The 15,397-nt window shown below is 37.6% G+C and carries 12 protein-coding genes and 1 riboswitch; of the genes, 1 reads left to right on the forward strand and 11 read right to left on the reverse strand.

Going from position 1 to position 15,397, the window contains the following annotated elements; translation table 11 throughout:
- The first annotated feature begins 73 nt into the window (after positions 1-73).
- Positions 74-1,081 (forward strand): M23 family metallopeptidase, encoded by a 1,008-nt coding sequence (locus QDN89_RS07060; RefSeq protein ID WP_280769410.1) that lies wholly within the window; start codon positions 74-76, stop codon positions 1,079-1,081.
- 70 nt (positions 1,082-1,151) lie between these two features.
- Here the strand turns inward: QDN89_RS07060 and QDN89_RS07065 are convergent, their stop codons facing one another.
- The 11 genes from QDN89_RS07065 to QDN89_RS07115 form a co-directional block, all read right to left on the reverse strand.
- The gene (locus QDN89_RS07065; protein WP_280769411.1) at positions 1,152-2,489 is read right to left on the reverse strand and encodes a sodium-dependent transporter; all 1,338 of its coding nucleotides are present in this window, start codon (positions 2,487-2,489) and stop codon (positions 1,152-1,154) included.
- Positions 2,490-3,097: 608 nt separating this feature from the next.
- Positions 3,098-3,241: a hypothetical protein gene (locus tag QDN89_RS07070; protein WP_280769412.1), complete on the reverse strand. Its 144-nt coding sequence runs from the start codon at positions 3,239-3,241 to the stop codon at positions 3,098-3,100.
- A gap of 80 nt (positions 3,242-3,321) precedes the next feature.
- Positions 3,322-5,988 (reverse strand): cation-transporting P-type ATPase, encoded by a 2,667-nt coding sequence (locus QDN89_RS07075; protein WP_280769413.1) that lies wholly within the window; start codon positions 5,986-5,988, stop codon positions 3,322-3,324.
- Between the two features lie 582 nt (positions 5,989-6,570).
- The gene (locus tag QDN89_RS07080; RefSeq protein WP_280769414.1) at positions 6,571-8,136 is read right to left on the reverse strand and encodes a Na+/H+ antiporter NhaC family protein; all 1,566 of its coding nucleotides are present in this window, start codon (positions 8,134-8,136) and stop codon (positions 6,571-6,573) included.
- A 273-nt stretch (positions 8,137-8,409) separates the two neighbouring features.
- Positions 8,410-8,589: riboswitch (Lysine riboswitch) on the reverse strand.
- Between the two features lie 90 nt (positions 8,590-8,679).
- Complete coding sequence (yunB, locus tag QDN89_RS07085) at positions 8,680-9,531, reverse strand: sporulation protein YunB (RefSeq protein WP_280769415.1); 852 nt, start codon at positions 9,529-9,531, stop codon at positions 8,680-8,682.
- A 146-nt stretch (positions 9,532-9,677) separates the two neighbouring features.
- Positions 9,678-10,160, reverse strand: a complete 483-nt coding sequence (locus QDN89_RS07090; RefSeq protein ID WP_280769416.1) for a dihydrofolate reductase — start codon at positions 10,158-10,160, stop codon at positions 9,678-9,680.
- Positions 10,157-10,951, reverse strand: a complete 795-nt coding sequence (locus tag QDN89_RS07095; RefSeq protein WP_280769417.1) for a thymidylate synthase — start codon at positions 10,949-10,951, stop codon at positions 10,157-10,159. Before QDN89_RS07095 ends, QDN89_RS07090 begins: the two co-directional genes overlap by 4 nt.
- A gap of 31 nt (positions 10,952-10,982) precedes the next feature.
- Complete coding sequence (locus tag QDN89_RS07100) at positions 10,983-12,089, reverse strand: HD-GYP domain-containing protein (protein ID WP_280769418.1); 1,107 nt, start codon at positions 12,087-12,089, stop codon at positions 10,983-10,985.
- Between the two features lie 38 nt (positions 12,090-12,127).
- Complete coding sequence (locus QDN89_RS07105) at positions 12,128-13,525, reverse strand: bifunctional metallophosphatase/5'-nucleotidase (RefSeq protein ID WP_280769419.1); 1,398 nt, start codon at positions 13,523-13,525, stop codon at positions 12,128-12,130.
- A 28-nt stretch (positions 13,526-13,553) separates the two neighbouring features.
- Entirely contained in the window at positions 13,554-14,378 is an 825-nt protein-coding gene (locus QDN89_RS07110; RefSeq protein WP_280769420.1) for a sulfite exporter TauE/SafE family protein, read from the reverse strand.
- 161 nt (positions 14,379-14,539) lie between these two features.
- Positions 14,540-15,397 carry a DUF72 domain-containing protein gene (locus QDN89_RS07115; RefSeq protein WP_280769421.1) on the reverse strand — a complete coding sequence of 286 codons (858 nt, stop codon included), beginning with the start codon at positions 15,395-15,397 and terminating at the stop codon, positions 14,540-14,542.

A 15,397-nucleotide genomic window follows, 5' to 3' on the forward strand; every position in this document is an offset into this window, starting at 1 on the left:
CGAAAAATCTGCGTATGAAATCGCTCCAACTTCCAAAAGATAAATCAAAAGCAGACGAAAGGGGATTCTAACCTTGCTAAGAAAAGTAATTACTTGTTTCATTATTTTACTCATCTTCCTTATTTCATTTTCCATCCCTTCCATGGCTGAAAACATCGAAGATTTAACTCCTGAAGAATTGGATGACAAAAGAATGGGATTATATTTAAAAACGGAATCAACAACATCTATACCATGGTATTATTTTGCCGCTGTAGATAGTTATGAAAGAGGATTGAGACGAGCTAGAAAAGACTTGCCCGAAGAAAAGGGGTTAATTGCTATCCATATTACTCAAGAGGAATGGCAAGGACCGGCAAATCCCTTACAAGAAGACCAAAACCCACGCTCCATTTCTTTTTTTGAAGGGATTGGTAAAGATGGAAACGGAGACGGTATAGCAGATCTCAACGATGATGAGGATGTACTCTATTCTTTTGCTTCTTTTCTTTCCTCTTATGGTGTTCATGATAAAGATATTCAAATAGGCTTATGGGATTATTATCAACGAGACAAAGCTGTAGAACTTGTTACAGGCCATGCGAGAACGTATAAAACGATAAATTCCCTTGATTTAAGAGAACGAGCTTTTCCTGTCCCTTTATCCGCTAATTACAGTTATCGAAGCACATGGGGCAATGCAAGAGGCTGGGGCGGTAAACGAATTCATGAAGGCACCGATATTTTTGCTGGCCATGGTCTTCAAGTAAAATCAACAACATTTGGTATTGTCGAATTAAAGGGGTGGAATAAATTTGGAGGATGGAGAATAGGTGTTCGTGATACAAATAATGTTTACCATTATTATGCCCATTTAAGTAGCTTTGAAAAAGGTATTGAGCGAGGGACAGTTGTAAAACCAGGTGATGTCATCGGTTACGTTGGTAGTTCAGGATATGGTAAGGAAGGAACACAAGGTAAATTCCCTCCGCACTTGCACTATGGAATGTATCGCGATAATGGTTTTATCGAATGGTCCTTCGATCCTCATCCTTCATTAAGAATTTGGGAAAAAGCCGAACGGAAACGCAAAAGTTCTTAATTTATATAAATAGTTATAAATTAAAGCTCAGTGCCGTTATGGCCACTGAGCTTTTGAACTGTGATCATTTTTAGAAAATATTCAAGAACAAGATCCATAAAATACCCGCTGGTGCAATGATTCGGATAAACCATAACCAAATCATTCCAATGATTGAATCTGTTAAACCTGTTTCTTTTAATGCATCAACTTGGTTCCAACCCCATCCAACAAATAAGGCAATGAACAATCCACCGAGTGGAAGTGTATATTTATCTGTTATCGTATCAACAAGATCAAGGAATGGAAGGTCGAATAGCGTAAATGTTAAAGGACCACCTTGACTTAACGCTGATGGAATACCAAACAACGTAACGACAACACCTGCGATAATTGTTGCTTGCTGGCGTTTCCAGTTCATTTTGCGCATCAAATAAGATACACTAACTTCTAATAATGAAATTGCTGATGATAAAGCAGCAATGGCTACAAGGAAGAAGAAAAGAATGGCGAAAACTGTTCCGCCTGTGCCCATTTGAGCAAATACTTCAGGTAATGTGATAAATATTAATCCCGGTCCACTTGCGGGGTCAAGCCCAAACGTAAATACTGCTGGAAAAATCATAATACCTGCAACGATAGCAAATAACGTATCAAGTACAACAACTCCACCTGCTGCGTTAGGAAGTTTTGTTTCTTTAGGTAAATAACTAGCGTACGTAATCATTGCACCCATCCCTAACGAAAGAGTGAAAAATGCCTGACCAACAGCGGCCGAATAAACACTCGGATCTCCAAAAGCACTCCAGTCCGGTGTAAATAAGAATCTCAAACCTTCGCCTGCACCGTCAAGTGTTAAACTATATCCAGCTAACACAATAAGTATTAATGCTAATAATGGCATGAAAATACGATTTGAAAGTTCGATCCCTTTTTTGACACCAAAAAATACAATGGCTATTACAACTGCCATAAAGAAGAACTGCCAGAAAACTGGTCCTGTTGCGCCTCCTATGAAGTTCACGAAGAAATCAGCATATCCACCTTGTTCTACCGCTCCAGCGGCTCCAGTTAAGTAGCTATACAGGAAGTAAACGACCCAACCTGCTATAACCCCATAAAAGGATAAAATCAAGAAAGATGTTAAAACACCTAGTACACCACCGATAACCCAAGGTTTCCCAGGAGCGATATTGTTAAATGAGCCAACTACGTCCGATTGACCTCTTCGACCAATAGAAAATTCAGCAAGTAAGACAGGAAGCCCTACAAGAAAAATACATAATACATAAATTAATAAAAAGGCCGCTCCACCACTATCTCCCGTTACATAAGAAAAACGCCAAATATTACCTAAACCTACTGCTGAACCTACGGCGGCTAATATAAAGCCCATTTTCGTGGCCCATTGTTCGCGTCCATTATTCATAGTCATAACTCCCTTCAGTCTGTTATCCTAGTTAATCTTTCTTAGTTCTTTTTTAAAATAAGGATGTTCGTCTTAATTTACAACCCCCTCAAGATCTGCCTTCATTCATAGATAATGAATCTTTACTATCTTATTATAATTATCTGACAATTGTTTGTCAAAGTATTTTCGGAATATTCTATAAAAATCTGAAAATAATGATGATATCATTTTTCTTTTCATTCTTTCACAGATTACCGGCGCTTTTTACTTCACATAATAAATTAACTTTAAATAAATGACGTGCTCTTTTAGTTTATAAACAATGTTTTGTAATCTTAATCATTGATGCTTAAGTCTATTAGTATGTCGATATTTATCATAATTGAACTGTTGTTGTCCTATCGCGCATTTTTGATATTCTAAAATGCAATCCATTGAATTTATCTTACAATGACGCGATATAATCAATCACTATCGACAATTTATAAAAAGCTGTCGACTAATTTGAAGTTCAGAAGCGAAGTTGTATCACAAATAATATTTTTTAATCATAATTTATACATTTATAGCATAAAGAAAGTTTATCAAACGCTCGTCTTCCAGCGACGTCCAATGCGTAGTTATACTTATGTAGTAAGAAAGTAGCTATACTTATTGTATAAATAGCGATGCGGTTCTTCGTTAAGAAGAACCGCATCGCTATAAGCACACATATCTAAGTAACCATCCGTTAAAACTGCAATGACAAAAATGAAATGTTTAAACCACATATCAACAACCTAATGAGTCCTTTCCATTATCGTTTATAAGACAATGAAGCGCTGTTAGTGTTTAACAGCGCTTCGGATGTTTAGTTATTTCGTTTTAAAATCACTTTACGAGTAATCATTTTTTCAATTTCGATTAACGTGAACACAAGTGCACCAAATATCATTGGTATAATCCAATATTCAATACCTAATGGCTCAGTTCCAAACGCAATATTCATGAAAGGTACGTAAAGAATAAATGCTTGTAATGCTAGGAGGACACCTGACACAATAAAGGCCACCTTGTTTTTTAAAAAGTTTTTGTTAAAGGCAAAGCCTATTTCGTTTCGGGTATTAAACAGGTGGAACATTTGCATAATGACAACTGTTTGAAGAACAACACTGTTCAAATATGACTCCTCCACACCATTGGTCATCAAATTTTGACTAAAGAGGAGTGTACCGCCTCCGATCAATAATGACACGAATACAATTCTAAAAATATAATATGGAGTTAATAATGGTGTTTTAACCGGTCGAGGTGGTCGATTCATCGCCCCTTCTTCTAACGGTTCAAACGCTAACGCTAACGAGACAGTAACCGCAATAACCATGTTCACCCATAATATTTGAATAGGAGATAATGGCATCGTCGTACCAAGTAGGATACTACTCATTATTAGAAAAGCTTGTGCACCATTCGTTGGAAGAATAAATAAAATTGTTTTCTTTAGATTAGCATATACCCGTCTACCTTCCTCGACTGCTCCGACAATCGTTTCAAAGTTATCATCGACAAGGACCATTTGCGAGGATTCTTTAGCGACCTCGGTTCCTTTAATTCCCATTGCGACTCCAATATCCGCACGTTTTAATGCCGGCGCGTCATTCACACCATCACCTGTCATCGCAGAAACTTGATCATTTTCTTGTAACGCTTTTACTAAGCGCAATTTATTTTCTGGACTCGTTCTTGCAAAGACATCATAAGTCATAATTGCTTCTGAAAGTTCTTCATCACTCATTCGATCTATTTCACGACCTTCAAGTCCATTTTCACCATCACCAATACCCATTTGATGACCAATTGCCATCGCTGTGTCTTTATGGTCACCGGTTATCATTTTGACTTGGATACCTGCTTTCTTACATTCTTCTACAGCAAGTATTGCTTCTTCACGTGGTGGATCTATAATTCCCGTTAATCCTAGGAATGTAACGCCTGATTCTAGATCTTCGTGATTGATTTCTGTTTGATTCCCATCAACTTTTTTAATTCCTGCGCTTAGAACACGTTCTCCTTTTGTTGTTCGCTTCTTCATCTTCTCTTCCCAGTAAGATCGATCGAAAGAACCCTCACCTTTTTCAGCCATTTCGAATAGCCGATCCGGTGCACCTTTCACATAAATATAGTTTTCAGAATTCTCTTCAATAAGAACTGCCATATATTTATAATCTGAATCAAAAGGAATTTTGGAAATAACGTTATGACGAGGAATGTCTTCATCTGCCTTTTCCGCCAGTGTTATAAGGCACCCTTCCGTTGGCTCTCCGTTAATTTTCCATGTCCCATTTTCCTCTTGTAGCTCTGAATCATTACAAGTTTTCATAACCTTAAGTAACGTTTCTAATTGATCATTTTCACTAAGCTTCACAGGCTCATCATCTGTTTGTATTTCGCCTTCAGGAGAATAACCAGTACCTGTAACATCGTAGTCTTTATCTTTTGTCATCACAGACGTAACGGTCATTTCATTCTTCGTCAGTGTCCCTGTTTTGTCCGAACTAATTACGGACACGGCACCTAACGTCTCCACAGACGGAAGGTTTCTTACGATCGCCTTTCGCTTTGACATATTTTGAACGCCAAGTGCTAAAATGATTGAAATAATAGCAGGAAGTCCCTCTGGAATAGCCGCTACCGCTAAACCGATGATCGATAGGAGGAGTTCACCTGCACCATAATCTCTGACAAAAAAGCCAAAGACATATAAAACAGCTGCCGCAGCAACGATAAAGACTGCAACCTGCTTACCAAATCGATCTGTTTGTTTCATAAGCGGAGTCTTCAGTTCTTCAACCTCGGAAATCGACTCATTAATCTTTCCGATTTCTGTATCAGCACCTGTTGCGACTACAATTCCAAGGCCTGTGCCTGAGGTTACCGATGTCCCTGAAAAGGCAATATTCTCTCTGTCACCTATTACTGTGTCTTCATCTAAGGGCGCTGTTGATTTCTCCGTAGAGGTTGATTCTCCTGTTAACGCGGCTTCTTCGGCTTTTAGATTATCCGCTTGAATCAACCTTAAATCAGCTGGTATCTTATCTCCCGCTGCCAAAAATACTAAATCTCCTGGGACAACTTCAGCAGCATTGATTTCACCTTTTTTGCCATTTCGCAAGACATTTGCTTCAAGCGAAAGCATATTCTTTATTCCTTCTAATGCCTTTTCTGCTTTATTCTCTTGGAAATAACCTATCGCTGCATTTATGACTGCGACTAATAAAATAACTATCGTATCAATATAGTGTCCTAATAAAGCTGTTGTTACAGCTGCGGCAATCAAAATATAAATTAAGATATCATGAAAGTGTTTAAGAAATTTTATCCATTCTGATTCCGATTCCTTTTCTGGTAACTCATTCTTACCATAGTTTTCTAACGCTTCCTTTACTTGATCATCTGACAACCCTTCCTCACGGGTCACATCAAAAGAATCAAGGGTTTCTTCTGTTGATAAGCTATACCATTTCTTCTGCTCTGTCATCTAAAAATCAATCCTTCCGAATTCGACAATCATTCATACCTTTGTATTACCGCATATGTGAAAGATTAAACGTACTTCACTAACCTTTCACTTTGAATAGGATAGTGGAATTAAGCAAAGCTAAGCACCACTCCCCAAAAAATGTGGTTATAGAGTCATATCATGTTTTACTAAACGCGCTTCATTTCTCTTCTTCTAAGTGTTATCCAAGCACATCACTACTATTTACTTTTCTTTTTGTAAAAATCCCTCAATTAGACGATTCATTACTCCTTCCTCTGATGAATCGCTCCAATCTCCCCATTTAGGCCGATTCATTTCTTCCTCCTCCGCTCCAACTTGATTGCTATATACAGTCTCATAAAGATCATCTAGATACTTTTCCGGGAAACGACGATCATATAATTCGCAAAAACTACTGATATGACCTAATAAGATTTTTTAATTAAACCACCTCGGTACTCATTTGACTCCCTTGATGACCACGAGTCCTTAAAGCTTTTCCACAACTCAAAAATCTATCATTTCATGGTGAACAACAAAAAAAGACCACACCTTCTTTTTCAGGTGTGGTCTAAATGATTATACTTCTTTATAAATCCATTTTGTTATCACTAGTTTTAATATGACAACTGCTATACCAAACGTCGCAAAACCAACGAGTAAACCGATCCAAACACTGCCGGTAAAACCTAATGCTAAGAATGATAACGTTGAGATGACACCAACAATAAGCGCATACGGTAGTTGTGTCAGCACATGGTCAATATGATGACTCCCCGCTCCTGTTGACGATAAAATCGTTGTATCAGAGATAGGTGAACAATGATCACCAAATATCGCTCCAGCTAAAACAGCCGCTAAAACAGGTAACATCAAAGTGATATCGGTAACAGCTGCAATTTCTCCCGCAATTGGAAGCATAATTGCAAATGTTCCCCATGATGTTCCTGTACTAAATGCCATAAATCCTGCAACAAGGAATAATAGAGCAGGCAAGAACCCTAATTGAATATGCTCATCAACCATGGAAGCCAAGTACTCCCCTGTTCCTAACTCTCCAATAATTTCAATGATCGTCCAAGCAAAAACTAAAATATAAATTGCTGGTAACATTGACTTCACACCAGCCCATAAACCAACACCTAAATGTTTCACTGGTAAGCGACGTAAAAAGGCAATCGCAATAGTAATAACTAAACTGATTAATCCACCATAAAGAAGTGCTGCTGCAACATCCGTATTCTCAAACGTTGCTAACAGGGAGCGCTGACCTTCTGTCGCTTGCATTCCTGTAATAACCATAAAGAGGACCGTTGCAACAATCAACGTCGCAATAGGCCAGATTAGATCAGATACGACTCCTTCTGCAACAGGTTTAGCATCTTCACTTTCTCCAGGAACCGGCCCTTTATTGACATCAACAAGCTCTCCTGTTTCTTGTGCTCGTTCTTCATGCGTTCGCATAAGACCAAAATCCAACTTAAAATACGCAACAGCAAAAACAAGGAGTATTGCAAATACTGCATAAAAGTTCATCGGTGCGATTAATAAAAACGCTTGAAGTGCTTCATATTGTGTAACGCCGTGAGTGACTAAAATACCACCAATGATCGTAATAATATATGCTCCCCAACTAGAAACAGGAGAAACAACACAAATAGGTGCTGCTGTCGAATCAACCACATAAGCAAGCTTTGCTCTTGAAATTCTATGTCGATCAGTGAAAGGACGACTAACATTACCAACTGTCAAACTGTTGAAGTAATCATCTATGAAAATAATAATCCCTAAAAATCCAGCTACAAACTGAGCTCCTATGCGCGATTTCACTTTCGTTAATGCCCATTCTCCAAAGGCTCTACTTCCTCCAGTAATCGTGATTAAAGAAGCAATCATTCCAAGAATAAGTAAAAACAAAATAATATATAATTCCCATGTGTTTATTCCTCCATCTACTATAAAAATACCAGATACGATAGAGAAAATTTGAGCTATTGCCTCATTAACAAATAATTCTTCTGATTGGTTCACCATCAGTGCACCAACTATAATTCCTACACCTAGAGATAACAACACTCGCTTCGTTAACATGACCATAATCAGTGCTAACACGGGAGGTAGTAATGATAAAATGCCGTGTTCCATATAAATTCTCCTTCTATTAATTTGACTTGTTACCTAATCATAAGATCTTTCACATAGAAAATATTTTCTTGATCGATTGGTTCGGGACACTTAATGCTTGTATTCCTCTCTACTGTCTCGATTTCTTTCGCTTTCAGTAAAGACAGAACACCTTTTCAGAGAATGACAAATGAAGCTTACCCAGAATCTGAGATAGGATTTAAAAAGAAAAAAACGACAAAGGAAAATCTCCCTTGTCGCTTCCATATGAAGTCAAGATATCGATTCCCCATCAGGGTTAGTAGTCCTCCACCAAGGTTTCCCTACAGTGACAGTGTTACACTTGTTCAATGCAACCCCAGCTACTGAATCCTGGACAGGATTCAACGCTTCGGCAAACCGCCCTTTCAGAAACATTCTTCGTTGTCCTTACTCCTGTTTCTTACTCATTCGATTTGCGCCTCTACCTCACCAAAGATGAGGTATTCAATCTCTATTTAATTTTCAAAGCCGAGATTTATCATAACAAATGCCAGTTCTCTTTTCAACTATTTTTACGTGAAATTAATTGTTAATATTTGTTTCAATATCTGTATTTACCTCAGTGTCTGGTTGACTATCAAATTCATCTTCAAACTCTTCAGGTCTTTGAATGACGGATGGATTCATTTGTCCGCCCCCACCAGGTCCACTATAAAAATCAGGAACTTCTCCTGGAATATATACCATGGCCACCGGAATGGATGTTTTAACAACTTCTGTATCCGTTGCAAATGGAATGACCACTTTTACGTCGACTTCAATTTCAATCGATATACTCATGTACGTATTATTAATTCCAACATGAACAATATTTTCTTTTAATTGAGGCTGAACATCCCCAATAGCAGATAATCGAACAGGTACTTTTGGGCCAAGATGTGCCAGTAAAGCATTATTCGTTGCTTGACCTAACGGGATCATATGGATAATTCCATCTTCTGAGAAAGTTGCCCCCTCCCGATCTACATCCACCTCGTTTGGAATTCGAATATCTTTTACTCTTCCGTGTTCAATATCGTTCAAGTAATTTTGGACTCTTTTTGTCGTTTCTTGTAGTACTCGATTATAAATCACTTGATTGTACTGAACGGATATGACGTTACCTTGTTCATCCTTGTCAATTTCAACGATTTTCTCCATCTCTGTGTCTTCAAGAATATGACGAGAAATGGCATCATTAATCGCCAATGTACCAATTCTTTGCGTCTCTGTAGTTGCTATCCCCATAAGAGTTGGTCTAATTCCTTTTTCAACAATAATCAAACCTTGGACCGTTAAAATAACAAAAATGATAAAGGATATCATTAATACATAACGGAAAGGAAGAGGTCCTTTTTTCTTACGGCGAGGCCGATAGGTGCGAAAAGTCTTCATTGCGATTCCCCCTTCCACACAATCATATGCAAGGGAACGCTAAGATTGTACAAAAAAATTCTTCAAGACTATCTCTTGAAGAATTCAATGCATAATGTAAAGGAAATCCCCTTTTGCAAATCGATGATTTGAAGGGGCTTATTGTCTTATTTCCGTTCATAAACAAGGAACGTGTGAGGGTACTTGTTTTTTTCATCAACTACTCCTGTTTGTTCAGAAACCACTTGCCAATTTTTTTCGTCGATGATCGGAAAGAATGTATCTCCTGAAAAGGTATGTTCAATCTTGGTAATATACAGTCTCTCTGCTTTTGGTAGAAGAAGTTCATAAAGAGTTGCTCCACCAATAACAAAAAACTCTTCTTTTTCGTTCATTAAAGGCGTTACTTCCGAAACATCATGAATCACTTCAACACCTGAAGCTTGAAAATTTTCATCTCTTGTAAGAACAATATTTCTTCGCTTAGGTAATGGTCTCCCGATCGATTCAAATGTTTTTCGTCCCATCAAAATTGGATGACCACTCGTTACTTTTTTGAAGTGTTGAAGATCTGCAGGTAAATGCCAAGGCATGTCCCCGTCTTTACCAATGACTCTCCCTTCAGAAAAGGCTGCAATCATGGAAATCATACAGACACCTTGCCTTTAATATGAGGGTGAGGATCATAACCAATTAATTCAAAATCGTCTATCGTAAAGTCCTCAATTTTTTTACAATCAGGATTTAACTTCATTGTTGGTAATTCGCGAGTGTCCCTGGATAATTGAAGATTTACTTGATCAACATGATTAAGATAAATGTGAGCATCTCCAAATGTATGAACAAAATCGCCAACTTCCAAGCCACATTCTTGTGCAATCATCATTGTTAGTAATGAGTAGGAGGCGATATTAAACGGCACACCTAAAAATACATCGGCGCTTCGTTGATACAGTTGACATGACAACTTCCCATCTGCTACGTAAAACTGAAATAAACAGTGGCACGGGGCTAACGCCATCTTGTCTAAATCTGCAACATTCCAAGCATTCACAACTAATCTTCTTGAGTTTGGGTTCGTTTTGATCTGTTCGATAATCGTACCTAACTGATCGATTGTCTCTCCATCTGCAGTGGGCCACGAGCGCCATTGTTTTCCATAAATAGGTCCTAAATCGCCGTTTTCATCTGCCCATTCGTTCCAAATCTTCACATTATGTTCTTTCAAATACTCAATATTTGTCTCACCTTTAATAAACCATAATAACTCATGAATAATTGCTCGAAGCGCTAATTTTTTCGTCGTCAACACAGGGAATCCCTTTGCTAAATCAAACCTCATTTGATAACCAAATGTGCTAATTGTACCTGTCCCTGTTCGATCATCTTTCTTCGTTCCATTATTTAAAATATGTTCGCAAAGCTCCAAGTAAGCTTTCATTACTTCCACCTCATTTTGTCCAATGATCCTGTTATTGAACTTTTTTATACTGATCTATTGCCGTTTCACATGCAATTATTGTAACATTTAATTCTACCGATAAATCTATATCTTTTTCACATCTATTTTTATCTTTATCTTTTAACACACGAATCACCGGTCTAGAAGGTAATTGAGCATTAATTTTTGCAACAACACCTTCTTCGCCATTACTTAATCTCACTTCTAAACCAACGGGATAAATCGCTACTGTTTTAGCAAAACTATCGACTAATTTTTCATCAAATAGACTTCCTGCCCCGCTATACAATAGCTCTAACCCTTCATGTGGTAACATCGCTTGACGATACACCCGGTTTGATGTGACGGCGTCAAATACATCGGCTATCCCAATGATCTTTGCAAAATAGTGAATATCATTGCCAGCTAGTTGCCTAGGGTAACCTGTTCCATCCAATCGTTCATGATGTTGATATGCACAATGGGCCGTTATTAAAGAAAGAGTATATGATTTTCTAAGCATATCAAATCCAATGGACGCATGACTTTTAATTAAGTCAAATTCTTCCACTGTTAATTCTTCTGATTTGTTTAGTATTTCCAGAGGAATACCCATCTTTCCTAAGTCATGGAGCATGGCACCTAAACCTAGATCATGTAATTCTGATTGGTTTAGACCTACTTTTTGACCTAGTGCAACGGCATATACTGTCACATTTAACGAATGATGAAACACATAGGAATCATACGAAACAACTTCTGAAAGCATTGATATCACTTCTTTTTTTGATTGTATTTCCAATAATATCTCTTTCACTAAATTGGAAAACGACGGGGACAGCTTGTCTATGTCCACAGATTTACCTAAAGCCATTTGGTTTGAAATAGTGTTAAAGTTTCCTTGAATTGTTTTTAATGCTTTCATTCGCGTTTTACCGTGAATCGTGTCCTCTACGTAAATATCTTCTGTAGAGGCATCCTCAATATACACATAGGAAACACCTTTATTTTTTAAACGATCAATCATTTTATCCGTTAATATGACACCACTATTTAAAAGGGTCTGCCCTAAATCATTGTAGATAGGTTTCGCTAAGCGATCTTGATTATACACTGAATGGATCGACTTTAACTTCATATAACCCCGTTCCTTCCATCACTTCAACTGTTTATTTTTCATTCTCTCATTTGGTTTAGCTTCCACGCGATTAAGTCTCTCAAAAATTCAGGCATGTAATACGTTATTTCTCGAATGGAGCTTATTGTCGGATATAAATGTCCAAGCGTGAACATATCCAACGTAGCTAATTTATACTTTTGATCCCTTATTAATGGGAATCCGTTGATTAACACATTTGTTTCGTTAATATAACGCGGTTCTCCTATGACTTCTAAATTATCAAAAATCATCTGTCCTATTACTTTACCACGAAAACCAAAACCTTTTAATGCCAAGTGGATCATTTCTTTCTGTTGTGATTGGCGGATAGTTTCTAATAGACGTTCGCCTGAAATCATTACTGTTGCAGGATTAATCGGATGCGGACATATCGTATGTAAATCACTTAGCGTCACTGGGCCTTGTTCTAAATTGTCTAAAATTACCCCCGAATTGACCATTGATATATCTGCGTTGCACCACTCACGAACACCTTCTGAAAGGAGTACGGGAAATGGACTGGTTTTGTACCAATCAACCGTAAGTGGAGAGTCTAGCACCGTTACTTCCCGTTCAAGTAATCTATTTCCCTCTTGGATTAAGTTTGCCAGAGTTTTTTCCGTTTGTTTGTCTCTAACTGCTTCATCCACTTTCATTGAATGTACTTTTTCTATTTCCACAACATGGCGTCCGTTCTCTTTCTTTTCAAAACGAACGGTCACATCACCAATATAAGCGCCAGATCTACCAGACTGATTGATCCATGTATCGTTAACTTTTTTTCCTTCATTTAAAACATGATGTGTATGAGAACCTAATATCAAATCAAAGCTTGGAAACACTTTTGCCATTTTTTCATCTTCATGTAAACCTAAGTGAGACAAACAAACAAGGAAATCAACTTGAGATCGAAGTTCATCCACTGTTTTTTCGAGCTCAATAAATGGATCTGTGACGTTCCATCCTAATGTTTCATAAAAAAGCCTAAATGGAATCGTAACACCTGTAACGCCCACCTTCAAACCAGATTTTAAATGATATATTTTATGAGGAATCGTCCATGATGGTCTGCTTCCATCATTATATTTTAAATTACTTAAAATAACTGGAAACGCAGCATCGCTATATAAGTCATCAAGGTTCTCCTGTGAAAAAGTGATGCCTTCGTTATTTCCAATTGTGACGGCATCATATTCCATCTCATTCAGCAGTTGAACATTCCCTTTCCCTAATAACGCCTCCGTCATCGGATGAACACGATCACAATGATCTCCTATGTCGAAAAGCAACACTTCTTGCTGAAGTTGACGCGCTTCGTTACGCTGTTTTTTCAATAAGGCTGTTACTGCAGGCCATTGTTCTAAATTACTATGTAAATCATTTGTATGTAATATGCGTAGTTTTTCATTAGACAATGATCAAAACACCCTTCCGTCTCGTTTATTAAAGACCAGTTACACCTTGGTAAATTAATCTAATCCCAATAATCACTAAGAACACTCGTAACATTAAAACAACGTTATTACTCGATAATCGCTTGTTAATCGCTGCTCCTAACTGACCACCAATCCAAGCACCCGGAATAAGCGCCATCGCATATAGCCAGTCAACATTTCCCAAACTTATATGGGAAATCGAGCTGACAGTAGCAGATAATAAAACGAGAAACATCGATGTAGCTACTGCTAAGTGGGCTGGGAATGCAAAAAGTAATATCATGGCTGGCACCATTAACGACCCGCCACCAATTCCAAATAATCCGGAAAACATTCCTACAAAAAACGCAATACTCACTCCAATGATCGGTTGATATCCATACTGGATCGTCTTTCCTGTTTCTGTTACGTATGTTCTTTCAATTCCTTTAGGGCGTCGTTTCATAGGTGGAATACGATTTCGAATCATCAAAATAAAGGAAACGACCACAATAAATATCCCAAATGCAATCAAGAAAACATCAACATCAATATCTCTATTTAACCAGACACCAAATAGAGCACCTGGTCCACTTCCTATGAAAAAAATAAGTCCACTTTGTATGTCTACTTTTTTTTGCTTCACGTAAGCTAGAGTAGAAGATAACCCAGTAAATATCATAATTAAAAGAGACGTACCTACAGCAATCTGAGGTGTGATACCACTTAAAATTGGTGAATAATCACTCAGAATCATCAACGCAGGGACTATGATAATCCCTCCACCTAATCCCATAATACTACCTAATATTGCTGCAACCAAACCTAAAAAAGCTAATACAATCCACTCCATCTACTATGCCTGCTTTCCAACTCAATATTATCTATCGATCATTGACCTACGTCTATATTGAATCTTACGGAATTCATCGAGACTTTTCAATGAATTTCGAAATAAACCTTCATGGAATATTAATTCCATTCTTATCGGTTATACTTTAGACCTTCATTATATTATTCCTCAAATAGATTCAGTTGTCGAGGTGCTAATCCGTTATAAGATACATTCAATTTTTCTATAAATGTCTTTGCGTTACTTGCGGCGTGTCCGCCAGAGTTATTATTAAACACAACATAAGTATGATCCACTGCATTAGAAATCTGTTCAACCTTTTCTGATAGTTCGGTTAGTTCTTCTTTTGAGTAATCATATAAATAACGAACGTCTCTCCATTCTTGCCCTTTTACAGGCTTAGTCCAAGCCGCTACATTTCTTCCATGAAAACGTACAAACGCTTTATTATTCGTCACGACAGGTACAAACGGAACCGATCGCTGACCAGCTTGCGGTTCATCACATATACTATGAATCCAATTATTTTCTTTCATGAATGCTAACGTATTTTCTTTATATTTTTCGTTGTACCATGATTGATGACGAAACTCTAGAGCTACTTCATAATCTTGTAATTGATCTCGTACAACATTCAAGTAATTAACATGTTTTTTCTGACAGTCAAACCATGGAGGAAATTGACAGAGAACCATAGCAAGTTTCCCTGCGTTCTTCATAGGTTCAAATGTTGTTTTAAATGCATCAAACATTTCTTCTTTCGTTTCAAAAGGAATATCGCCACGTTGATGCCCAGTGATTCCTTGGTAAGCTTTAGCAATAAACTGAAAAGAATCTGGCGTCTCGTATATCCACTTATCAATGTTTCGTTTCGGCGGAATCGCGTAAAATGAAGTATCTAATTCAACAATTGGAAAATGACTAGCATAAGCAAGCAGTTTCTCATTTGCTGAATGAATGTGTTCATAAAGGGTCGGATGATCCCCCCAACCAGTTAATCCAATGTTAATATGACTCAT

Origin of the sequence: Salipaludibacillus daqingensis, from assembly GCF_029891575.1 — a bacterium.
In the GTDB taxonomy this organism is placed as follows: Bacteria; Bacillota; Bacilli; order Bacillales; family Salisediminibacteriaceae; genus Salipaludibacillus; species Salipaludibacillus daqingensis.